General features: G+C 44.6%; 22 protein-coding genes. All 22 read right to left on the bottom strand.

All coding sequences use genetic code 11. From position 1 onward, the window contains the following. Nucleotides 1-11: 11 nt before the first annotated feature. The 22 genes from ACTNCK_RS00635 to ACTNCK_RS00740 all read right to left on the bottom strand — a co-directional run bounded on the left by ACTNCK_RS00635 (nucleotide 12) and on the right by ACTNCK_RS00740 (nucleotide 23752). Nucleotides 12-704 (bottom strand): YggS family pyridoxal phosphate-dependent enzyme, encoded by a 693-nt coding sequence (locus ACTNCK_RS00635; RefSeq protein WP_441080510.1) that lies wholly within the window; start codon nucleotides 702-704, stop codon nucleotides 12-14. Nucleotides 705-722: 18 nt separating this feature from the next. Beyond that, nucleotides 723-2120 (bottom strand): HlyD family efflux transporter periplasmic adaptor subunit, encoded by a 1398-nt coding sequence (locus tag ACTNCK_RS00640; RefSeq protein WP_441080337.1) that lies wholly within the window; start codon nucleotides 2118-2120, stop codon nucleotides 723-725. Nucleotides 2121-2184: 64 nt separating this feature from the next. Then, complete coding sequence (rplT, locus tag ACTNCK_RS00645; RefSeq protein ID WP_441080338.1) at nucleotides 2185-2541, bottom strand: 50S ribosomal protein L20; 357 nt, start codon at nucleotides 2539-2541, stop codon at nucleotides 2185-2187. A 30-nt stretch (nucleotides 2542-2571) separates the two neighbouring features. Then, the gene (gene rpmI, locus ACTNCK_RS00650; RefSeq protein ID WP_441080339.1) at nucleotides 2572-2769 is read right to left on the bottom strand and encodes a 50S ribosomal protein L35; all 198 of its coding nucleotides are present in this window, start codon (nucleotides 2767-2769) and stop codon (nucleotides 2572-2574) included. A 16-nt stretch (nucleotides 2770-2785) separates the two neighbouring features. Beyond that, nucleotides 2786-3292 carry a translation initiation factor IF-3 gene (gene infC, locus ACTNCK_RS00655; protein WP_441080340.1) on the bottom strand — a complete coding sequence of 169 codons (507 nt, stop codon included), beginning with the start codon at nucleotides 3290-3292 and terminating at the stop codon, nucleotides 2786-2788. A 239-nt stretch (nucleotides 3293-3531) separates the two neighbouring features. After that, entirely contained in the window at nucleotides 3532-3732 is a 201-nt protein-coding gene (locus ACTNCK_RS00660; RefSeq protein ID WP_441080341.1) for a hypothetical protein, read from the bottom strand. Nucleotides 3733-3833: 101 nt separating this feature from the next. Beyond that, nucleotides 3834-6008 carry an RNA degradosome polyphosphate kinase gene (locus ACTNCK_RS00665; RefSeq protein ID WP_441080342.1) on the bottom strand — a complete coding sequence of 725 codons (2175 nt, stop codon included), beginning with the start codon at nucleotides 6006-6008 and terminating at the stop codon, nucleotides 3834-3836. 10 nt (nucleotides 6009-6018) lie between these two features. Further along, complete coding sequence (locus ACTNCK_RS00670; protein WP_441080343.1) at nucleotides 6019-7551, bottom strand: hypothetical protein; 1533 nt, start codon at nucleotides 7549-7551, stop codon at nucleotides 6019-6021. Between the two features lie 29 nt (nucleotides 7552-7580). Next, entirely contained in the window at nucleotides 7581-8714 is a 1134-nt protein-coding gene (gene pheA / locus ACTNCK_RS00675) for a prephenate dehydratase (protein WP_441080344.1), read from the bottom strand. A gap of 27 nt (nucleotides 8715-8741) precedes the next feature. After that, nucleotides 8742-13187 carry a PolC-type DNA polymerase III gene (locus ACTNCK_RS00680; RefSeq protein WP_441080345.1) on the bottom strand — a complete coding sequence of 1482 codons (4446 nt, stop codon included), beginning with the start codon at nucleotides 13185-13187 and terminating at the stop codon, nucleotides 8742-8744. Continuing rightward, entirely contained in the window at nucleotides 13168-14229 is a 1062-nt protein-coding gene (ispG, locus tag ACTNCK_RS00685) for a flavodoxin-dependent (E)-4-hydroxy-3-methylbut-2-enyl-diphosphate synthase (RefSeq protein ID WP_441080346.1), read from the bottom strand. Before ispG ends, ACTNCK_RS00680 begins: the two co-directional genes overlap by 20 nt. 8 nt (nucleotides 14230-14237) lie before the next feature. Continuing rightward, nucleotides 14238-15278 carry a M50 family metallopeptidase gene (locus ACTNCK_RS00690; protein ID WP_441080348.1) on the bottom strand — a complete coding sequence of 347 codons (1041 nt, stop codon included), beginning with the start codon at nucleotides 15276-15278 and terminating at the stop codon, nucleotides 14238-14240. A 28-nt stretch (nucleotides 15279-15306) separates the two neighbouring features. Further along, nucleotides 15307-16461 (bottom strand): 1-deoxy-D-xylulose-5-phosphate reductoisomerase, encoded by a 1155-nt coding sequence (locus ACTNCK_RS00695; protein ID WP_441080350.1) that lies wholly within the window; start codon nucleotides 16459-16461, stop codon nucleotides 15307-15309. A gap of 13 nt (nucleotides 16462-16474) precedes the next feature. Then, nucleotides 16475-17314, bottom strand: coding sequence for a phosphatidate cytidylyltransferase (locus ACTNCK_RS00700; RefSeq protein WP_441080351.1), 840 nt, complete (start codon nucleotides 17312-17314; stop codon nucleotides 16475-16477). A 39-nt stretch (nucleotides 17315-17353) separates the two neighbouring features. Then, on the bottom strand, nucleotides 17354-18040 hold the full coding sequence (locus tag ACTNCK_RS00705; protein ID WP_441080511.1) for an isoprenyl transferase: 687 nt from the start codon (nucleotides 18038-18040) through the stop codon (nucleotides 17354-17356). 67 nt (nucleotides 18041-18107) lie between these two features. Beyond that, on the bottom strand, nucleotides 18108-18662 hold the full coding sequence (frr, locus tag ACTNCK_RS00710; RefSeq protein WP_441080352.1) for a ribosome recycling factor: 555 nt from the start codon (nucleotides 18660-18662) through the stop codon (nucleotides 18108-18110). A 26-nt stretch (nucleotides 18663-18688) separates the two neighbouring features. After that, on the bottom strand, nucleotides 18689-19384 hold the full coding sequence (pyrH, locus tag ACTNCK_RS00715; RefSeq protein WP_441080353.1) for a UMP kinase: 696 nt from the start codon (nucleotides 19382-19384) through the stop codon (nucleotides 18689-18691). Next, the gene (locus ACTNCK_RS00720) at nucleotides 19384-20283 is read right to left on the bottom strand and encodes a polymer-forming cytoskeletal protein (protein WP_441080354.1); all 900 of its coding nucleotides are present in this window, start codon (nucleotides 20281-20283) and stop codon (nucleotides 19384-19386) included. Before ACTNCK_RS00720 ends, pyrH begins: the two co-directional genes overlap by 1 nt. Nucleotides 20284-20299: 16 nt before the next feature. Beyond that, nucleotides 20300-21220: a polysaccharide deacetylase family protein gene (locus ACTNCK_RS00725; RefSeq protein ID WP_441080355.1), complete on the bottom strand. Its 921-nt coding sequence runs from the start codon at nucleotides 21218-21220 to the stop codon at nucleotides 20300-20302. A gap of 67 nt (nucleotides 21221-21287) precedes the next feature. Then, on the bottom strand, nucleotides 21288-22217 hold the full coding sequence (tsf, locus tag ACTNCK_RS00730) for a translation elongation factor Ts (RefSeq protein ID WP_441080357.1): 930 nt from the start codon (nucleotides 22215-22217) through the stop codon (nucleotides 21288-21290). A 24-nt stretch (nucleotides 22218-22241) separates the two neighbouring features. Continuing rightward, nucleotides 22242-22979 carry a 30S ribosomal protein S2 gene (rpsB, locus tag ACTNCK_RS00735; protein WP_441080358.1) on the bottom strand — a complete coding sequence of 246 codons (738 nt, stop codon included), beginning with the start codon at nucleotides 22977-22979 and terminating at the stop codon, nucleotides 22242-22244. Between the two features lie 170 nt (nucleotides 22980-23149). Beyond that, nucleotides 23150-23752 carry a hypothetical protein gene (locus tag ACTNCK_RS00740; protein WP_441080359.1) on the bottom strand — a complete coding sequence of 201 codons (603 nt, stop codon included), beginning with the start codon at nucleotides 23750-23752 and terminating at the stop codon, nucleotides 23150-23152.

Below are 23752 nucleotides of genomic sequence, written 5' to 3' on the forward strand. Positions count from 1 at the left end.
AACGACCTCTCTTATATATTATAATAACGTGCTCCAAAAATTCCGGTGCCGACACGGACCATTGTGGCACCCTCCTCAATGGCTACCTCATAGTCATTAGTCATTCCCATGGACAGAACATCCATACTCACATTATCATATTTTTTGCCCGCTATGTCAACCGATTTATCCTTCAGAGTCCTGAAAACCTTCCTGTTATCCTCTGGATCCTCGACAAACGGTGCTATGGTCATAAGCCCCTTTACGGTTATGCCGTCAAGTGAAGCACATTCTGCGACCAGATCCTCTGCCTCATCGAGCTTTACTCCGAATTTGCTTTCCTCGTCTGCCACATTGACCTCGATCAGGACAGGGATTATTACTCCGTGCTTCTTGGCCTGTATATTGATCTCCTCAGCAAGTCTGAAGCTGTCTACAGAATGGATAAGGGCTACCTTTCCGGCAATATACTTTACCTTGTTTCTCTGCAGATGGCCTATCATATGCCACTCAATGTCATCTGGCATCTTATCGATCTTTCCGGTAAGCTCCTGAACCTTATTCTCACCGAATATGCGGATCCCGTCATTATATGCTTCCATCAGCATTTCTACAGGCTTTGTCTTGCTAACAGCAATAAGAGTCACCTCAGAGGCATCCCTCCCGGCGCGGTCACAGGCAGCATGGATTCTTTCTTCAACAGCTTTTAGATTTTCAGTAACTATTCCCATCAGTATCACTCCTTAGTTGTCATTAAGCATCTGTCCGTCTTTCACACCCTTTGCCTTAAGAACCACCCTGTCGTAAAGTCTCAGCTGATTATTGTATACAGGCTCTATTATGCTGTACTGATTGTTTCTGTAAAGCAGGATAACCTGAATGAGCTGTGTGTATCCCTTGTTTGCCAGATATACGCCATAGGTCTTCTTCACATCGCAGTCTGACAGGGACAGGCTCACTGAGGCCGAATCAGGCTTTAAGATGATGGTATCATTGTCTGCCTTACTGAAGCTTGCCCAGTAACCTCCATCGGCTGCCTTCTGGTATAGCCTGAATTTGCGAAAAAGGCTTTCGCTGCCATCCTTTGTATAAACACCAGGCTTCTTTGAAGATCCGCTTGTCGTAACATATTCCGATGGAATATGATATAGAATCTTCTTGACAAGTGAAGAATCCGGAACCTTAAGTCCCTTCACCTGATCAAGCATAAGACCAATATCTAAAAATCTGCTTTCAGCAAACCTGTCCATCGAATCATCAAGAGAAAGCACCAGATATTTCCTTCCCTGTCTTTCACTTATAGCTGCATTGGCCCAGGCTGTCGTATGATCCTTCTCAAAGCGGATCTCTATTACTGATTTATCCTTAAGACGCTCGGCCATCTTATCATTAAGCTTACATACAAGCTGCCAGTTGTCATCGGTAACAAGACGAAAGGCCACATCTCCTGAGGAAAGCGACTGACCAGAGGAGAGCTGTTTAGTATTAAGACGCGAAGGATCAAAGCTGTCCGCACCTACCTGATCTGCGCTTATGCCGCAGAGATCGTCATACGAAAGGCATACAAGCCCCTCTGTAGGAGCCTTTATGGGTGTGAAATCGACATCTGAGCCGGAATCCTTTTTTACCTCAGAAAGAGTGCTCTTTATCCGGTCTCCATTAGCAATATTTAAAATATCAGCACCTGATTGTAGGAGCTGGTAGGCCTCAGAAAAAGAATTCGGAGAATATCCCTTATTGAAATTAGATAAGAGCTCTACAAGTTGCTCCCTTTGTATATCTGAAAGCTCCTCTTTACCTTCGTTCTGCTTCTTTAGGGTTGAAACAAAGGCTCCGGTCCTGTCGATACCTGACACCTGAGAATTTTTCGCGGCGACATTTCCCTGAGGGATCAGATATACCACCTGACCAGATGAGTCAGTCCTTACAAGAGTCTCCTTCCTTATGGCTATGGCACGGAGATTGTCGTTTTCAACTATCTGACCCTGTCTGACCTCTGTAACCGGTATATGATTCCCTGAGAAAAGTGAAACAACATGGAAGACAATATATATAAAAAAAAGAACCAGAATAATGAAGTCTATATGAATCCTGGGAATCTTTCCCGGAAACCTTGTGATCTTGTCATCATTTTCTCTCAATAGAATCTCTCCATATAAAAAAACTCATAATGCAGCAGGATAGCCGCATTATGAGATCAAAGTCTTATGCTACCTTGCTCTTTGCAAGATCACAGAGCTTTGCAAAACCCTCTGCATCTGAAACAGCCATGTCAGAAAGCATCTTGCGGTTGATATCAACTCCTGCAAGCTTTAAGCCATGCATCAGAACGCTGTATGAAATACCGTTGATCCTTGCTGCTGCATTGATACGTGCGATCCAGAGCTGTCTGAACTGTCTCTTCTTCTGCTTTCTTCCTGCATAAGCAGTTGTAAGAGCTCTCATCACAGACTGCTTGGCCACACGATACTGCTTTGACCTTGCTCCTCTGTATCCCTTAGCTGCCTTTAAAACCTTGTTATGCTTTTTTCTGGCGTTTAATCCGCCCTTAACTCTTGCCATTTATGTATTCCTCCTAACTACCACTCACCATTAAAGATATGGTAAGATCTTCTTCATGTTCTTCTCGTTTGTAGCATCTGTCATAGCTGCCTTACGAAGATTTCTCTTACGCTTGGTAGTCTTCTTTGTCAGGATATGGCTCTTGAAAGCCTTGTTTCTCTTCAGCTTACCTGTTCCTGTTGCTTTAAAGCGCTTTGCAGCTGCTCTTTTGGTCTTCATCTTTGGCATGACTTTTCTGTCCTCCTTATTTCTTGATTTCCTTTACCGGTGCAAGCACAAGGCTTACACTTCTGCCCTCCTGCTTGGAAGGCTTCTCCACTGTGGCTACATCCACGAGCTTTTCTGCTACATCATCAAGGATGTGGCGGGTCTCCTTTATATGAGCCATTTCACGTCCGCGAAAACGCAGAGTGAGCTTTACCTTATTGCCCTTTGCAAGGAATTTCCTTGCATTATTGAGCTTGGTATTCAGATCATTCTCATCGATATTTGGAGAAAAACGGATCTCCTTTATCTCGATAACCTTCTGCTTTTTCTTAGCTTCCTTCTCTTTTCTGGCGAGCTCATAGCGATACTTACCATAATCTATGATCTTGCACACTGGGGGGTGTGCATTAGGAGATACCATTACCAGATCAAGGTCTGCTTCTCTGGCTTTAAACTGAGCTTCCTTGGCACTCATTATGCCTATCTGTTCTCCGTGCTCTCCTATAAGCCTTACTTCTCTGGCCCGGATCTTTTCATTAATCAATAATTCGCTAATGGTACACCTCCAGTTCGTCGAGCTCTTACGCAGCAGTCCTGCCGCAGCGCATTACTCCGCAACACGTAAAAAAAAGTGGATAGCACAGACTATCCACTTCAATACAATCATTCTGATCGATATGTAAACACTGATGCACACCAACCGGGTGATCAGGTGAGAGGGGATACTCTGCTTTCACAACGGTAGATATGATAGCATAGATATCCTCTCATGTCAAGAGTTTTTTATAATCTGAGTATTCCCTCAAATACCTCACTTGCACTTCTGCTGTTAAGGAATGACTGTGAATAGTCATGAAAAACAGGGGAAAATCCGCTTCCATCCTCCTTCTTCGCACGCTTTTTGAAAAAGAAGGCTGCTTCTGATCCGTCTCCATGACTGTCAGCAACAGGACTTATCCTTTCTACTCTGTATAAAGCTTCCATAATACCAGCCTCCTTTCCGGCGACCTATGCAAACTCCATAACCTTTATGTTATTATAATACAGAGTACAGAAAACCACAAGAGTATTTGCATATATTCAGACTATTCAGTTTCTTCTGGAGGCTTGGCCGGAGTAAAAAGCCTTCCTTCGTAGTTTTCCTTATTTTTTCTGCTTTCGGCCTCCTCGGTTCTCTCTATTGCCTCCTGACAGAAGACCATCTGACTTCCGATACTCTTCTGTCCTCTCCTGTCCTTTCTCTCATAACTGCCATCAGGCTTAAGGAAATAAGCCTTCAGATTATCAGCCATTTCGACCTTAAGGATATGCCTGGCCTCTTCCCTTATATCAGCATCCTCAACAGGAAAAACGACCTCCACACGACGGTCCAGGTTACGAGGCATCCAGTCAGCAGAGCCCATATAGACCTCCTCCTCTCCATCATTGTAGAAATAGAAGATCCTGCTGTGCTCGAGGAAGGTGCCTACTATTGATTCGACAGTAATATTTTCACTGACCTTTGGGATTCCGGTACGCAGGCAGCAGATACCTCTTATTATGAGATGGATCTCTACTCCGGCATTGCTTGCCTCATAGAGCTTTGCGATCATTTTTTTATCGCAGAGCGAGTTCATCTTGGCTACTATTTTGGCCTTCTTTCCTGATCTGGCATGGCTTATCTCCCTGTCTATCAGACGGTAGAACCCGTTTCTAAGCCAGATAGGTGAAACTAATAGCCTGTTCCAGAATGCAGGCTCTGAATAGCCTGAAAGCATGTTGAAAAGAGCCGTAGCGTCCTCTCCGATAAGCTCTGAGCATGTAAGTATACCGCAGTCGGTATATATCTTTGCGGTCTTGTCGTTGTAGTTTCCTGTACCCAGATGGACATAACGCCTGATTCCGTCCTCCTCCTGTCTTACAACAAGAGCTATCTTGGAATGAGTCTTTAGGCCTACCAGACCATAAAGGACATGGCAGCCTGCCTTTTCAAGCTTTTTAGCCCAGCCTATGTTATTTTCCTCATCGAAACGGGCCTTCAGCTCGACAAGGACTGTGACCTGCTTGCCGTTTTCAGCTGCCCTGGCAAGAGCAGCGATGATAGGAGAATTTCCTGATACCCTGTAGAGGGTCTGCTTTATGGCAAGGACCTGTGGATCCTTAGATGCCTGCTTTATGAAATCTACTATGGTATCAAATGAGTCATAAGGATGCTGGAAAAAGAGGTCCTTTTTTCTGATCTCGGCAAAGAGATCGTGACAATCAGCTACTCTTGGATTCAGCTGAGGAGTAAAGGGCTCTTCTCTCAGGTCATCATAGCCCGGCAGTGAGGCAATCTTCATGCAGATAGTCAGATCGAGAGGTCCGTTTATCATATAGACTGCATCATCGCTTACCTTGAGATTCTTCTTCAGGATATCAAGCAGCTTCTCATCTATTCCATCCTCGACATCAAGTCGGATAACCTCTCCCCATTCTCTCTTCTTTAGCTGCTTCTCCATCTCCTTCATCAGGTCTGCTGTCTCCTCCTCGTCAAGCTCGAAGTCAGCATTTCTCATTATCCTGTAAGGATAGGTGCAGATGACCTTATAGTTAAGGAAAAGCTTGTCCATATTGCCCGCTATTATCTGTTCGAGCAGGATGAAATCCTGTTCCTTATTCTTCGATGAAGGAAGGGAAACAAGCCTTGGAAGTACCGATGGCACGGCAACAGTCGCAAACTGGACCTCACCTGGCTTGTCAAAATCCTTAAGAAGTCTTGAGCCCTTTTCTGGTGTAAGAAGAGCTGCCAGATTAAGGGTCTTGTTGGCTATATGAGGGAATGGCCTTGATGAATCGACGGCCATTGGAGTAAGGACAGGGAATACATTATCCTTGAAATAGGCATCTGCATATTCCCTCTGCTCATCTGTCATGTCCTTGTAGCTATGAAGAATACAGATGGAATTCTTCTCAAGCTGCGACTTAAGTGACCTGTTCAGACAGCTGTACTGCCTGTCTATAAACTGATGGGTCTCCTTCCGTAAGGTATCAAGCTGCTCGCTTGCTGTCATACCGCATATATCACGCTTCTTATAGCCTGCATGGACCATGTCTACAAGTGAGGCAAGCCTTACCATAAAAAACTCGTCCAGATTCGATGCTGTGATCGCTAAGAATTTGAATCTGTCCAGAAGTGGAAGCTTATTATCCTTTGCTTCATTTAATATCCTCTGGTTGAACTTCATCCAGGACAGTTCCCTGTTTTCATAATATTTCGGATCTGAAAAATCTATATCCATTTTGCCCTCCTTAGAATTCCTTTTTGTCCTTTATTTCCGGTCTTATTCCAAATATATCAAAGAAGAACTGTCCCTTTTCACTGAAATATTCCTTTTCCAGATTCAGCGGCTGCTGTGAAGATACCGTTATATAAAGGGTATCATTTCTGAGCCTTATAGACATATCCTTGAACTTCTGCTTGTGACTTGAATCAAGAGCATTGCAGATACGAAGGATAGCTAAAAGCTTAAGGAAGATCACATAATCATCCTCAGAAAGGTCATCCTTTAAGTCCTTATAGGTGAAATGGCTCTTGTGGTTGTACTTTATCACAAGTGCTATAAGCTTTCTTTCAGCGTGTGTTATGCCAAGTATCTCTGATGACATAACTATGGTATATGAGCTTAGTGCTGCCGATGAAAGACTTATATACTTGCCGCAGTCATGCAGTATGGCAATGACTCTGGTAAGGATCCGGCATCGTCTTGGAAGCGCCGATCTCTTTGCGACAGCATCATAGATAGCTGTGCTGATCTTATCCATCATCTTTATATGTGGCTGATAGGATCCGAATCGCTCGGCTGTAAAGTATGCCGCACTTATTATATCCTTGTCAAAGTCATGAGAGCTCCTTAGTGTTCCGGTGTTGTAGAGAGTATGGTAGATAATACCATCATGGATGGATATTCCCGGACTTGAGATCTTCCTGCAGTCAGTCTGCATGATAAGAGCCTTATATACCAGAAGGAATGGCAGGACCATTCCATCAGGATCCTCTATTCCGAACTTCTCAAAGGTATTACGGAAAAAATTAAGCGATCCTATCCTGTTTAAAAAATTAACTGTATCCTTTTTTTCTATTGCCTTTTGAAGCTTACTGTTCTCGCTGAAAAGAGAAAGGACATTATTGAAGTTGTCGTTTAAAAGGATAAGATATTCAGGCTTCCTGTCCTTCAGATACATATTAAAGAATGTATCGGTTTCCTTGAGTATCATCTCATAAACCTGTTCCCTCGCATCTGCCTTCTGGGCAAGGGAGATGAGATTTTCCCTTACAGAGGCTGCCCCAAAAAGGATATGCTGGGTTGTAAGGAGCTTTCCGTCGCGGAAGAGGGTAAGCTGGATGGATGATCCTCCTATGTCGGCAAGGAGGGCTGAGCTTTCTGTCATCCTACTGAATTCGGGAAGAGCAGCCAGAGCCTCATAATTATAGAAACGCTGCTGTGAATTGGTAAGCAGCTTGACGAAAAGGCCGCATTTAAGTCTGATACGGTCTGATAATATCAAGAAATTCGCAGCCTTTCCAACCGCATATCCTACATATACCTGATAGAAATCTATCCTGTATTCCTCAAGCGCCTGCTTCATGTCTACAAGAGAATCAATGATACTATCCATAGTCTCGTGTGATATATTGCCACTGGTATAGATATCGTGTCCAACTGAAACAGGTTTCCTCAGATCATCGATTACCCTTAGTCCCTGATCCTTTTTTACCTCATAGATACGAAGCGAGGTCTCATAGGTTCCTATATAAATAGATCCGTATGTTTTCACCCTCATAATTTATAACCTCTTTCAAATACTATTGTTTAATAATTTCCCAGAATCTTCAGATCATCTGTCTCACAGGAAAGACCGACAAGGGCGTTTATGACTCCCTCGTCCAGGAGATTTCCCTCGAAATCAACAAAGAAACGGTATTCCCATGGGCGTCCCTTCAGAGGTCTTGATTCTATCCGGCTCATATTGATGCCGTTAAAGGCAAAATGAGTCAGAATCCCGTAAAGGCTTCCCTCCTGATTCGGCAGAGTAAAGCAGATCGAGATATTGCAGGCATCGCGTCTGAATATCTTCTTTGCTGAAACGATTATAAATCTAGTCTCGTTATCCTTCTCATCCTGAATGGAGCTTTTTATGACCTGAAGGTCATAAAGGCTCGCATTGATGCTTCCTGCTATCGCTGCTTCTGTAGGATCATTATCCTCCTTTACCTTCTGTGCAGCGAGGGCCGTGTTCTCGACCTGGGTCGTAACCACTCCGTCCATATCGCATCGAAGGAAGGAGGCGCACTGCATAAGGGCCTGGGGATGGGAATATACATGCTTTATCGACTCAAATGTAGCATCCTTTGTCCCTAAAAGAGCATGATCTATTTTAAGGATCTCTTCTCCAATTATAGCACAATCATATTCACTTAGAAGATCAAGATTCTGACTTACCGTACCGGCTGTAGAATTCTCTATAGGAAGGACTGCGTAATCAGCCTTTTTTTCACGAAGAGCATCCATTGCATCTCTCCAGGTAGCCACATGAAATGAGTCCACGTCCTTGCCGAAAAAATCATTGGTTGCAGCCTGACTGTATGCACCCTCTACGCCCTGATATACGACCCTTACTCCTGTCAGATTGAAGGATCCGACACAGGTGAAGCCTGTATCAGTCCGTATTCCTCTTTCAGCCAGCATCTGGTACTGCTTCTTGCGGCTTATAGACATGATCAGAGAAAAGAATTCACGGATACCTATCTCCATGAATGAATCCTTTACTCCCTCAGTCAGATGGGCGATCTTGGCCTCTTCCCTGGCCTTGTCCATAACAGGCCGGTTATGGGCTATCTTATATTCTGCCACATCGCATGAGTAAGCAAGCCTCTTCTTGAAAAGCGACAGCAGCTCGTTGTCAACATCGTCAATATTTTGCCTTATTTGTGTTAAATCTTCCATCCTGTTTCCTTTAAATCCATGTAAAATTTATAGCATATCGAAAAACGACAGCTGGTTGCTCTCAGGCAGTCCCTTAAGAAGTCCAAGATTTTTCATAGTATCACAGACAGTCTGCGACACATGACCTCTCTCCTTTATATCATCGATAGAAAGAAACGGCTTCTGGGCTGCTGCTATTGCTAAGGATTCTGCTGCTGCCTCTCCCATTCCATCGATCGATGAGAAAGGAGGAAGAAGCTTTCCGTCAACTATCTTGAAGTATCTGGCATCAGATCTGTAAAGATCCAGAGGAAGGAAATCGAAGCCTCTGGCATACATTTCCTGTACTATTCTCATATCTCTTTCGCTTCCCTTGTCCTTTGCAGTAAGCTTTTCATTGCTCTTTCCCTTATCGTCAAGTTCCTTAAGGTAGTGCTTTAATACCTCCTCTCCCCGGCACATTTTCTCATAGGAAAAATCTGTCGCCCTTATAGAAAAGAAGGCTGCATAATAGGCCAGAGGGTAATATACTTTAAAGTATGCCACCCTCCAGGCCATCATCACATAGGCCGCAGCATGAGCCTTAGGGAACATATATTTGATCTTCTCGCAGGATCCCTTGTACCAGTCCGGCACTCCATGTGCTTTCATATCTGCTACCCAGTCATCCCATTCTGCAACCTGATGCTTTGCGACCTTTCCCTTTCTTACCCGCTCCATTATCGTGAAGCTTTCCTCAGGATCAAGTCCCTTGTTTATCAGGTAGATCATTATATCATCACGGCAGCAGATACAGGTGGAAAGATCGGCTGTCCCGCTTTTTATCAGGTCCTGTGCGTTTCCAAGCCATACATCGGTACCATGGGAAAGACCTGAGATCCTTATCAGATCCGAAAACATCTTTGGCTTTGCTTCCTTAAGCATCCCCATTGCGAAATCAGTTCCGAACTCAGGTATACCAAGGGTTCCCATTTCAGTATGCTTCCACAGGTCATCGGGGCTTACTCCAAGTGCTGATGTGTCCTTGAAAAGGCTCATCACCATCTTGTCATCGAGAGGAATCCTTGTCGCATCAAGCCCCGTTATGTCCTCTAGCCTCCTTATCATTGTAGGATCATCGTGACCTAGTATATCAAGCTTTAAGAGGTTGCCGTCTATCTTGTGGTAATCGAAATGGGTCGTTATTATATCGCTTGACATATCGTTGGCAGGATGCTGGACCGGGGTAAATGTGTCTATTTCCTCACCTACAGGAAGGACCACTATTCCGCCGGGATGCTGTCCGGTAGTCCGTCTCACACCTACACAGCCCTGAACCAGCCGATCCATCTCACAGCGTCTTTTGCTTATATTATGGGTCTCACAGTAATGCATCAGATATCCATAGGCTGTCTTGTCTGCAAGAGTACCTATAGTACCGGCCTTGAAGGTCTGACCATCTCCGAATATGACCGCTGTATAGGCATGGGCCTTGGACTGATAATCTCCTGAGAAATTCAGATCTATATCAGGCTCCTTGTTGCCCTTGAAGCCAAGGAAGGTCTCGAATGGTATATCAAAGCCCTGCTTGCTTAATTCATGACCGCATACCGGACAGATCTTATCCGGCATATCGCAGCCTGCATTTCCGGCATAGGCCTTTACCTCCGGCGAATCGAAGTCCACATAATGACACTTTGGACACAGATAGTGGGCAGGCAGGGGATTTACCTCTGTGATCCCGGCCATGGTGGCGACAAACGATGAGCCGACCGAGCCACGGCTTCCGACAAGATATCCGTCCTCATTTGACTTCCATACCAGCTTCTGGGCTATTATATACATAACCGCATATCCATTTGAAATGATCGAGTTAAGCTCCCTTTCAAGTCTTGCAGAAACCTGTTCAGGAAGGGTCGGACCGTACATCTCATGCGCTTTTGTATAGCAGATGGCCCTTAAGGTCTCATCTGAGTCCTCGATTACCGGCGGACATTTATCAGGCCTTGTAGGCGCTATCACATCGACCATATCGGCTATCCTGCCCGGATTTTCTATTACCACCTCCCGGGCTTTCTTTTCTCCGAGATATGAGAACTCTTTTAGCATCTCATCTGTAGTATGGAGATAGAGAGGCGGCTGATGGTCATAGCCCTTCATCTCCTTTTCAGACTGGATTATCCTTCTGTATACCTCATCACAAGGATTTAAAAAATGCACATCACAGGTAGCACATACCGGCTTGTCAAACTCCTCTCCTAAGGCTACTATCCTCCTGTTTATCTGGCAAAGCCCCTCCTCGGAATCCACAGGGCTCTTATCATCCTCTATAAGGAAGTGGTTATTTCCATTAGGCTGTATCTCAAGATAATCATAGAACTGGACTATACGCTGTATGATCTCCTTTTCCTTTCCCAGCATAACGGCCTGATAGAGCTCGCCCGCCTCGCAGGCAGATCCTATTATAAGTCCTTCTCTGTGCTTTTCTATCTCGCTTTTGGGAATCCGGGGAGTCCTTCTGAAATACTTAAGATGTGATAAGGAGACAAGCCTGTACAGATTTATCCTTCCTATATCATTCTTTGCAAGGAGTATACAGTGATAGGGCTTTGCCTTCATAATGGCCTCTGCGTCCATATGTCCGCAGTCATTTAACTCCTTAAGTGTATGTATATCCCTCATATATAGCTTTTTTACAAGCTCAAGAAAGATAAGAGCCGTGCATTCCGCATCATCTACTGCCCTGTGATGATGTCCGAGAGGGACATCAAGGTTTTTGGCTACATTATCAAGAGTAAGCTTTCCTATACCAGGTATCAGAAAGCGTGACATGGGCATGGTATCTGCAAATGTAAAATCCCAGTCTATACCAAGGTCTCTTGCTTTATTATGGATGAAGCTGCAGTCGAAATCAGCATTATGGGCGACTAGAACAGAGTTACCGCAGAATTCCCTGAACTTTGGCAGGATCACATCTATACCGGGAGCGGAGCTTACCTGGGCATCGGTTATGCTTGTAAGCTCTGTTATCCTGAAAGGAATAGGTTTTTTGGGGTTTACAAATTCACTGAAGCGGTCAGTGATCTTTCCGTCCTCTATCTTTACAGCACCGATTTCTATAATATCGCATTTTTCGGCAGAAAGTCCTGTCGTCTCTATATCAAAGACGACAAAGGTATCTGAAAGGGTCTGGTCCTTTGGGTTTGTGACTATTGTCTTTGTATCATCAACCAGATAGACCTCGCAGCCATATATGATCTTGAAATCATCATGTCCCTTTGCAGCTGCTGCTGCATCAGGGAAGGACTGGACTACTCCATGATCTGTTATGGCAATGGCCTTATGGCCCCAGCTGATTGCCTGCTTTATGATATCGGAGACATCGCTTACACCGTCCATATCGCTCATCTTTGTATGGCAGTGAAGCTCTACTCTCTTTTCGGCGGCATTATCCATCCTTCTGACACGGAAGTCACTGATCTCACGGATCCCCTTTACCATACTTATAGATACCTCATGATCAAAGGCATCCATTGATGCAAGACCCTTAAGCTGTATGAAGGATCCGTTCTTTACTCTTGCCTTAAGGAGATCGAACTGGTCCTTTCCGAGGAACATCTTTACCTTTATGGAATCTGAGAAATCTGTAAGAGCAAACATATAGAGGATCTTGCCGTTTCTAAGCTCACGATCCTCAGCCATGAAGACCTGGCCGTGGACTGTTACCTGGCCCATGTCTCCGGAAATTTCCTTTATGGCGGTAAGCGGATCATCAAAATCCCTTCCGTATATCATCATAGGATCCTTGGAGCGGGTGAGATAAACCTTCCTGGTAAACGGCTGCTCCTTATTTTCCTTATCAAAGCCGGCTGCATCAGGATGCTTTTCGAGCGGGGCATCCGCTTTCTTTATAGCTTCCTTTTCCTGTCTTTTTTCTGCATCCTTCTCTATCTGCTCTATCTCAAGACGAAGTCTGGCCTCATTTTCCTTCCTTCTCTTATCATGTGAACTGGCCTTTGTATATCTGGTATCGATGATAAGATCAAGGCCCAATCTCTCACAGAGGATACGGCTCAAAAGGCGGACAAGCTCATTGTCCACCTCATGACATAGAAGCTCATCCTCTATGACTATAGTCATATGGTTGCCGTCAAACTCCGCCCGGCTCCTGTCAAGGACCTGAAAAAGTACAGGTGAATATCTGTGGATCTCCTCAAGTATACTGTCCTTGTATGCCTCGTAAAGCTCCTTTGGGGAATAGCTGCTTGCAGCAAGATTAAACGACTCTATTATGGTGATGTTTACCGGCTTTTCACGGAAATAGACATCCTTTATCTTTTTTTCAAGATTCCAGATGGCTCTTTTAGGAATAAGAGCATCCGAACGGAGATATACCTTAAGCACAGAATGATCCTTTGTAGTGGAGAGCCTTTCTATATCACAGTTCTCCAGAACATATCCGCCTCTGTCCTCGCTTTTTAGTTTTCCAAAGACATCAAAGAATTTCCTTTTCATTTCTGATCCTTTTAAGCTCATCCTTAAGAGCATCAAGAAGCTCATCCTCCGGGAATTTCTTCACATGATCCCCTCTGATCAGGAGTCCGACTCCGTCTCCTCCGGCTATCCCGATATCAGCCTCTCTCGCTTCTCCAGGACCATTTACAACACAGCCCATAACAGCGATCTTTATGTTCAGATCATCGAATTCAGATGCTATCCTTTCAACCCTTTCAGCCAGTCCTATAAGATCTATCTGGGTCCGTCCACAGGTAGGACAGGAAACTATCTCTATTCCGCCCTTACGCAGCCCAAGAGTCTTTAATATCTCCTTTGCTGCTGTGACCTCCTCTATTGGATCAGCTGTAAGAGAAACTCTTATGGTATCTCCTATACCCTCTGAGAGGATAAGAGCCAGGCCTGTCGCAGACTTTATCAGACCTCTTCTAAGGGTTCCGGCCTCAGTGATACCGACATGAAGAGGATGGTCTGTCCTTGTAGAGATCAGCTTATGGGCTGCTACGGCTGTCAGAACATCAGATGATTTGATAGAGATGACAAGGTTGTCATAGCCCATATCCTCTATTACAGCTGCCTCTCTTAAAGCGCTTTCGACAAGAGCCTTGGGAGTTACTCCTCCATATTTCTCCAGAAGATCCTTTTCAAGTGAACCGGAATTGACACCTACTCTGATCGGTATATTCCTTTCACTTGCGCATTTTACTACCTCCCTGACTCTTTCCCTGCTTCCTATATTTCCGGGATTTATACGGATCTTGTCTGCCCCGTTCTCTATAGAGGCAATGGCAAGGCGGTAATCGAAATGTATATCTGCCACAAGAGGTATATGGATCCTTTTCTTTATTTCTGATATGGCCTTAGCTGCCTCCATTGTAGGAGCTGTGCAGCGGATAATATCACAGCCAGCCCTTTCAAGGTCAAGGATCTGTCTTACCGTAGCATCCACATCCTCCGTTCTGGTGTTGGTCATTGATTGTATCAGAACAGGGTTACCTCCTCCGATAACCCTGTCTCCTATATGTACCTCTTTTGTATCCATTTATGCTTTTACCTCGAAACGATAAGCTTTCTTATATCATTACCCATAATAAGGACCATAAGGGCCATAAGGATAACGAAACCGACTCCGTTGATATATTCCTCAACCTTTTCGGGTATTTTTTTCCTGCTTATTCCCTCAATGATAAAGATAAGTAGTCTTCCTCCATCAAGGGCCGGGAATGGCAGCAGATTCATCACACCGAGATTGGCTGTAAGAAGGATCGTAATATTTATCAGATTCATCACTACATAATATATGCCATCAGCAAGTGAGCTCTTATAGGTGTCTCCGATCGTCTTTACTATACCTACAGGTCCTGACATATCGTTTATGCTTACATGGCCAAGGATAAGCTCCTTTAAGCTCTCGATAACCACATAGATCTGATACTTTATCTCATAGAAGCCGTATGCAATGGTCTTTATCGGTCCCGGATGGCTGCGTAGCTCGCCGCCTCTTACTCCGATCAGATATCTCTTAGTGATCTTGTCATATCTTGGCTTAAGCCTGGCTGTCCTTATCCTTCCATCCCGTTCATACTTAATAGTAAGAGGCTTTTTCTTATGGAAAAAGGTATAGATGCTTATCTCATTATAGAAATGGATCGGGTAACCGTTTATCTGCCTTATGGTATCACCGGCAGTGATCCCTGCCTGCTCTGCCGGATAGCCGGCAGTGGTTCCTGAAACTGTCGGTGCATAAAAGCCGGCTGAGCCAATCATTATTACAGAAAGGATAAAGGCCAGCAGAAAGTTGAATAAGGGTCCGGCAAATACTATGAGGAATTTCTGCCAGATCGGTTTCTTATTGAAGGCTCTTTCATCGTCACTCTCTGAATCCTCTCCCTCCATCACGCAGCTGCCTCCGAATGGCAGCATCTTCAGGCAGTACCTTGTCTCTCCCTTTCCAAATGAGAAAAGAGTAGGCCCAAGTCCGAGTGTGAATTCATTGACTCTAACTCCGCAGGCCTTTGCAGTCAGAAAATGTCCGAGTTCATGGAATATGATTATAAATCCGAATATCAGTATGGCTATTACTATGTTCACCTGGTTTTCCTTTACTGTTGCATATCTGTTAAGAGTTTTCCTTTATCAGCTTCTCTACAAGCTTTTTTACATCTTTTTCTGTCGCAAGAATGTCATCAAGAGTCGGATCATCCTCATAGTCGGACTCCATCATTGCCTGCTGGATAAGAACAGGTATCTCTGTAAAGCTTATTCTTTCCTCTAGAAAGGCCCTGACTGCCTCCTCATTTGCAGCATTGAATACACAAGGCATATTTCCGCCGGTAAGACTGGCATCGAATGCAAGCTGAAGCCCGAAGAAGGTCTCCATATCAGGATGATAGAAATGCAGGGCACCTATCTGGAATAGATCTAGCGAATCCACAGAAAGCTCTCCTCTTCTCGGATAGGTAAGTGCATAATGGATAGGTATCCTCATATCCGGTACTCCCATCTGCCCTATTACAGCTCCATCATAGAACTCTACCGCAGAATGAAGTATGCTCTCAGGATGGACAAGGACCTGGATCCTGTTTAGAGGTACGTCAAAAAGCCAGTGAGCCTCTATGACCTCAAGTCCCTTGTTTATCATTGTAGCAGAATCGACTGTTACCTTCTTGCCCATTGACCAGTTAGGGTTCTTTAGTGCATCAGAAAGAGTTACCTTCTCTAGCTCCTCTAAGCTCATACCCCGGAATGGACCGCCTGAGGCTGTAAGCAGAATCCTCTTTATTTCTTCGGATCTGTTTCCCTTAAGGCTCTGGAAGATCGCTGAATGCTCAGAGTCCACGGGAAGGATTCTTACTCCGTTCTCCTTTGCCAGAGGCATTATGATATGACCGGCAGCTACAAGCGTTTCCTTATTTGCAAGAGCTATGTCCCTGCCCTTTTTTATCGCATAGACTGTCGGCATTATTCCCTTCATACCGACTATCGCATTAAGAAGCAGATCTGATTCATCATCCTCTGCAACTGCTCTTAAGCCCTGATCTCCATACATGACCTCGATTGGAAGCTCCTTTAAGTCCTCCTTCAGCCAGAGCGCATCCTCCTCACATTCGCAGGATATGAGATGAGGCATATATTTCCTCGCCTGCATCAGGAGCAGTTCCCTGTTCCTCCCGCAGGCTAATGAGCATACCTTTATGTCGCTCATCTGATCCACTACGTCAAGAGCCTGTCTTCCTATCGAGCCTGTTGAACCGATTATTGATATCTTCTTCATGAAATCTCTCCGATCAAACTATAAGGGTTATAAGGTAATAGATGACCGGAGCTGTGATTATCACTGAATCAAACCGGTCAAGTATACCTCCGTGTCCGGGTATAAGCCTGCCGAAATCCTTTATCTCTACATTTCGCTTTATAGCAGAGGCTGCTAAGTCTCCTATCATGGAAATAAGACCTGCAAGACAGGAACAGAGACTAAGTATCACTATGTCTTCTGTAGTAAGATGCGACAGATGATCTCGGAATACCAGCATATATATAAGGTTTAAAAGAAATACACCTGCTAATCCGCCGACCGCACCCTCCACTGTCTTCTTGGGCGAGAGCACCGGAGACATATGATGCTTCCCGAAGAGCCTTCCTGCACAGTAGGCACAGGTATCGCAGCCCCAGGATGCCAGGAATATAAGCCAGACAAGATACTTTCCATGTGTATAGATCCTTGTCTGATAGATGAATGAAAGCATTACAGATACATAGACCGGGCCGAAAAAGAGCTCAGCGATTAGCTCTATAGTGTACTTTGGATAGCTTAATACATAAAAGAAGAGCAGGGCTATAAGCATTATCACTGTAAGCAGAGGGAAAAGACCCCCTTTTAGCCCAGAGATCCTGCTTAATTGCTTGCAGTTATCTCCTGACAGTATATACAGATAATATATGACAGTAAAAGCATAGCCGACTGATGCAGCAGGCAGCTTATTAAGTCCCAGAGCCCTGTAATACTCAAACAGTCCGATCATTGAGATCAGTCCTGTGACAATAAGAAGCAATGGTCCTCCAACTATAAGGACTAAAAGCTGGATAGCCACAAGAACTATCCCGCTTAACAATCTGGTACGAAACATTTAACACCTTTCCTTTAAAGAGACCCTGAATCCGGGAACCTATACCTTTCCATATCTCCTGTTTCTGTGTCTGTATACATCGACAGCCTTTTTTAGCTCGTCCTCTGTAAAGTCAGGCCAGTCAACAGGTGTAAAATAAAGTTCAGTATATGCAAGCTGCCAGAGCATGAAGTTGGAAAGTCTCTGCTCTCCGCTGGTCCTGATAAGAAGATCAGGATCCGGGATATCACTTGTATCCAGATATCTCTCAAACCTCTCTGCTGTGATCTGGTCTTTATCATCTATATCTGAATACATGGCTCTCATTGCACGTACCATCTCGTCACGGCTGCCATAATTGATACAGATGCACAGACACATGCCTGTATTTTTTTCAGTAGAGGCCTCAAGATCAGCTGCCTCCGAAAGAAGTTCGTCTGGAAGCCCAGACCGCTCACCTATTATTCTGGCTCTCATACCCTGCTCCAGACAGAGCTTTTTGCAGATCTTCATATATTTAGCCAGAAGCTTCATAAGTGTGGAGACCTCCTCGGCAGGTCTCTTCCAGTTCTCAGTTGAAAATGCATACAGGGACAGATACTTTATTCCAAGCTCGCTGGCTGCCTTTGTAATTGGCTCTACTCTTTTTGCTCCCTGAATATGCCCATAGGTCCTGGGCATTCCCTTTGCCTTAGCCCAGCGTCCGTTGCCATCAAGTATTATGGCAACATGAGCCGGAACCGGCAGCAATTCATTATCCATTATGCTCCTTATAAAAAAATGGGACAGTATGCTGTCCCATTGAACGCTGTGGTCATACAGTCATTACTTCTTTTGTCTTGTCATCTATAGCCTGATCGATCTTAGCTATGAACTCATCGGTGAGCTTCTGGATCTGGTCTGTCAGATCCTTTGTCTCATCCTCAGACAGGTCCTCTTCCTTACCGGTCTTCTTTACAAAATCATTAGCATCGCGGCGTACATTCCTTACCGCAACCTTTCCGGCCTCACCCATCTTCTTGACTTCCTTGGATAGCTCCTTACGGCGCTCCTCTGTAAGGTCAGGGAAAACAAGCCTTATGGACTTACCGTCATTTGTAGGATTGATACCTACATCTGAGCAGAGGATAGCCTTTTCTATATCCTTTAGCAGAGAGGCCTCCCAGGGAGTGATCTGGATCATCCTGGCCTCAGGAACATTTATATTGGCAACCTGCTGAAGTGGAGTAGGTGCTCCGTAGTAATCGACTGTTATCTTATCAAGGATATGAGGATTGGCACGGCCTGCACGGATCGCTGCATAGTCCTTAAGCAGAGATTCATAGGATTTCTGCATTTTGTCCTTGAATTCGTCTAATCTTTTATCCATATTTTCCTTTCTTAAGAAGCACTGGATCAGGCTGTTACGGTAGTACCGTTGAAGTCACCGCTTACAGCCCTAAGGATACTGTCCTTTTCCTGAAGAGCGAAAACCCTCATCGGCATATGGTTCTCACTGCACATTATAGATGCTGTAAGGTCCATCACCTGAAGACGCTTATCTATTACCTCCTCAAGTGAGATAGTTTCATATCTCTTAGCATCAGGGTCTTTGGCAGGATCTGCATTATAGATACCATCCACTGCCTTGGCAAGAAGTATCATATCAGCGCCTATCTCTATCGCCCTTAATGCTGTCGCTGTGTCAGTAGAGAAATACGGGTGGCCTGTCCCTCCAGCAAAGAATACGACATGTCCAGCCTCCAGATATTTCTCAGCCCGGTCCCTTGAGTAGAGCTTTGTAAATGAGGAGCACTCAAACGGCGTAAGGATATTGGTCATGAGTCCTGTATGGCGAAGGGCCTCTGACATGTATATACAGTTCATGACCGTTGCAAGCATACCTATCTGGTCAGCCTGTGACCTGCCCATATCTCCTGAGGTACGCCCTCTCCAGAAATTGCCTCCGCCGATCACTATCCCTATCTGGATACCGGTATCGGCAACCTTCTTGATCTGGGAAGCAACCTCACAAGCCTTTTCTTCATCAAAACCAAAACCCTTGTCGCCCGAAAGAGCCTCTCCGGAAAGCTTTAGAAGAATCCTTTTCATTACTGGGCCTCACCGAAAACAGAGCTTACATCAACATCAGCATATGACTGTGAAACGCGTCCGTCGATTATAGCACCATTATTGATCTGGACACTCTTTGACTTGATATCACCCATTATGACAGCAGAGGTGTCGACTACAACTGGTCCCTGTACATCGATATCTCCCTTGACTGCTCCGGCTATAACTGCGCTCTGAGCAGTTACATTTCCGATGATGACAGAACCTACTCCAACCTTTACTGTGCCGTTTGAGACTACCTCACCCTGAATATGAGCTGAATCAGCGAAGAACTCGCTGGCCTGTGAATTACCAGTGATATTTCCAGAGACTGTAAGCTTGCCATTGCAGGTGACATTACCATTGATGGTTCCCTGTATACTTATCGATCCTGTAGAATCAAGATCACCGGTAATGGTCATACCTCCGGTAATAACTGCATTCTCGTCTGAAACTGTTGCGCTTACTGTCTGCTCTGTGAAATCCATTGGTTTTTCCTCCCTGTCTTTAGCTGGCTCTTTTTCCTCTGTAAAAGCACCTGTATCTGTATCATTATCAGCGGTATCCGGTGTCTCATTGTCAGTAACAGCAGAAACTGTTCCGCCAAGAAGATCGGAAGCCTTTACTGATGAAGTATCATCCTTGCCATTTAACAGATCTGCTGCTGTAACTGAATTAGCAGGTGCTGTCTTATTCTCTTCCTGATCATCAGAATCTACTTTCTTTGATACCTTCTCGAGAAGTCCATCAAGCTTAGAAAGCTCTGAATCAACATCGATATTGGAATCATCGATAGTACCAGAAAGCTTGTCCTCCTTTTTCTCAGCTGCCGGCTTTTCCCCGGACATATTGCCCACTGCATCTGAGAAGTCATCCTTAAAATCCTTAAAGAAACTCATCTAAAACCTCCGTATATTATTTATCAGAAAGGGTTACATGCTGGATCAGCCTTGTATCCTTGTCTATCGGCAATAACAGATCCCCTTCTTTCTGAAGTTTCTGTATCAGGGCCGGAAGCGCAGCTACTGTTGAATCCTTATTCGCTGCATCATGCATCAGAACCACCGATGTTTTATATTTTATCACATCTGACATTACGTTTTCAATAATTTGAGAAGATTTTAATTCATTTGAAACTGCATCGCCGCTCATCACGTTCCAGTCAAAATAGGTTACCTTTTCCTTATCGAGAAAACTTATCAGATCAGAAATATTTGTATTGCTTACTTTATTAGAGCTGCCTCCGGGGAACCTGTAGTAAACGGACTTTACACCTGTGGTATCGTAGATGAGCTTTCTTATCCTGAAAAAATCCTTTTCAAATGCCTCTCTGGAAGCATAAACCTGATTGTACCTGTGGGTATAGGAATGCATTCCTATGGTGTGCCCCTCATTTACTATCCTTTTATACATCTTTATAGAATGCTTATCTGTCCTGCCATTCACAAAGAAGGTAGCCTTTACATTATAGTCATCTAAAATATCTAAGATCTTTCCCGTATTTGAAGACGGTCCGTCATCGAAGGTCAGATATACCTTCCTGATATCGCTTTCGTCCGCCAGATTTTCCTTGTCCGTCTTATAGGAATTTTGTTTAAGATCATAGTCATAGGAAAGAGAATTCTTCCCCTGGGCAGAGTGTGTGGAAAGATATCTGATCGTCTGATCCAGCTTGTCAAGCTTTGAATTCAGCGAATAAACGCTTACTGCAAGGCATATAAGAGCAGCGATCGTAAATATTATAAAAATGCTTAAAAATACTGTGACAAGCCTTCTGGTCCTTTGAACCCTGCTTATCTGCTCGCGCTTTTTCTGGATAGCTTCCTGTTCGTCCATAGAAAACCGTATATAAGAAAGGACGCCATAGTCATGTGATATGGCGCCCAAAAACTTCTGTGAAATATTACTGCATCTGCTTTGCTACTTCTTCAGCAAAGTTCTCATTTCTCTTCTCGAGTCCCTCGCCAGTCTCAAAACGTACAAACTTTGTAACAGTAAGATCAGTACCACAAGCCTTTGCAACCTGTGCTAAATACTTTTCAACTGACTGCTTGCCGTCCTCTGCCTTCACATATACCTGATCCATAAGGCAGACTTCCTTGAGCTCCTTATTGAGACGACCCTTTACGATACCAGCTTTAACCTTGTCAGGTTTCTTAGCCTCCTTAGGATCATTCTCGATCTGGGCTCTGATGATCTCGGTCTCGTGATCGAGATACTCCTGATCGACATCAGAATCACGGATATACTTAGGATTAAGTGCTGCGATCTGCATTGCGACATTATGGAGAGCCTCTTTGATGTCGTCATTAACTGCAGGGCAAGAAGCCTTGATGATGACTCCGATTCTTCCGCCGCCGTGGATATATGTTACGACTACTCCGTCTTCAGCGCTTACCTTCTCGAAACGTCTGATAGAGAGCTTCTCGCCTATAACAGCGATCTCCTCGTCAAGAGCTTCCTTTACTGTCTTTGATGTATCAAGAGGCCACTTGTCTGCAAGGAAACCATCTATATCACTTGCCTTTGTAGCAAGAGCGGCCTTGGCTACCTCTCCTACATAGGCCTTGAACTTATCATTGTTTGCGACGAAATCGGTTTCTGAATTAACCTCTACAATGGCAGCTGTGTTTCCCTCTGAAACTATATCAACAATACCCTCTGCAGCGATCCTGTCAGCCTTCTTCTCTGCCTTTGCCTGACCGTTCTTGCGAAGGTACTCGACAGCAGCGTCCATATCTCCGTTTGTCTCGTTAAGGGCCTTCTTGCAGTCCATCATTCCAGCTCCGGTCTGCTCACGAAGGTCTTTTACCATTTTTGCTGTAACAGCCATTATTTTCTCCTTTTATTGCAAAATTTATGATGCTGATTCCTCATCTGCTGAAGCATCCTTATCAGGAACTGAAGCCTCAGCGCCCTGCTTTGCCTCAATGACAGCGTCTGCCATCTTTGAAACAACAAGCTTGATAGCGCGGATAGCGTCATCATTACCAGGGATGATGTAATCAAGCTCATCCGGATCACAGTTTGTATCTGCGATTCCGATTATTGTAAGTCCGAGCTTATTAGCCTCGTTTACGCAGAGAGACTCCTTCTTAGGATCTACTACAAAGATTGCGTCAGGGATACGATCCATATCCTTGATACCTCCAAGGTTCTTTGTGAGCTTCTCCTGCTCCTTCTTAAGTCCGGCAACCTCCTTTTTAGGAAGGACATCAAAGGTTCCGTCGGACTCCATCTTCTCGATCTTCTTCAGACGTTCGATTCTTGATCTTATAGTACGGAAGTTGGTAAGCATACCGCCAAGCCATCTCTCGTTTACATAATACATTCCGCAGCGGCTTGCCTCCTCGGCAATGGTCTCAGAAGCCTGCTTCTTGGTACCTACGAAAAGGATCGTTCCTCCCTGGGATACAATGTCAAATACTGCATTGTATGCTTCATCTACGAGACCTACTGTCTTCTGCAGATCGATGATATGGATACCATTTCTCTCTGCATAGATGTATGGAGCCATCTTAGGGTTCCAGCGACGTGTCTGGTGACCGAAATGAACTCCGGCTTCGAGTAACTGCTTCATTGAAATAACGCTCATTTTAAACCTCCTGTGGTTAAGTCTTGCAGCCGAATCTCCTGCATCAAGAACCCCTGCTAAAGGGCACCACTCTCTGCATTATCAGCTGTGTCAAATAAAAAAGAGACCACCCTGGTCTCTTTCGAGCCTATGGTATTTTACCACAAGCCACCACTTATTGCAAGCACAAATTAATTTGAAAATACACTCGCTATATTCTGGTAGGAGGTTCCCTTTTTGAAGGAATAGGTTCCGGAATGGATTGTCCGGTCGTATCCGTTCTTCTCGAGGAAATGATTGAAATCAGTGGCCGAATCGACTATTCCGGCACTTTCCAGCTTCTTTCCTACATCGAGGGAGGAATCTCCTCTTGATACTGTTACCTTGACACTTTTATCTGATGTCTTTTTCTGGCCTTCTGTCTTCTCCTTCTTATCTGCCGCCTTTTCCTCCTTGTCCTCCTTCTTGCCATCTGATGGAGTATCACCTGAGGAGTGTGGCTTAGTTGTTGTAGTTGTCTTAGTCTTTACTCCGGTTTTTTTATCTGTCGTAACAGTGGTCTTTGTTTTACTTTTTTTATCTGAAGAGGTCTTTTTCTCCTCCTCGATCTCCTTTAAGGTGCGGCTATTCGCATCCCCTGAGGCAGTATTCCCGTCGACCATGCCGAGCTGTCTTGCCCTTCGCCTTACAGCTGAATCAGACATAGGGTTCCCGAGAGCTATGCCTATCATAAAAAGTATGCTTGTCAGAATAATTCCCAGTCCAAGCCCTCTCATATAAAACTTGCGCTTCAT

The sequence above is a fragment of the Candidatus Weimeria sp. HCP3S3_B5 genome (assembly GCF_052064335.1).
Lineage (GTDB): Bacteria > Bacillota > Clostridia > Lachnospirales > Lachnospiraceae > Weimeria.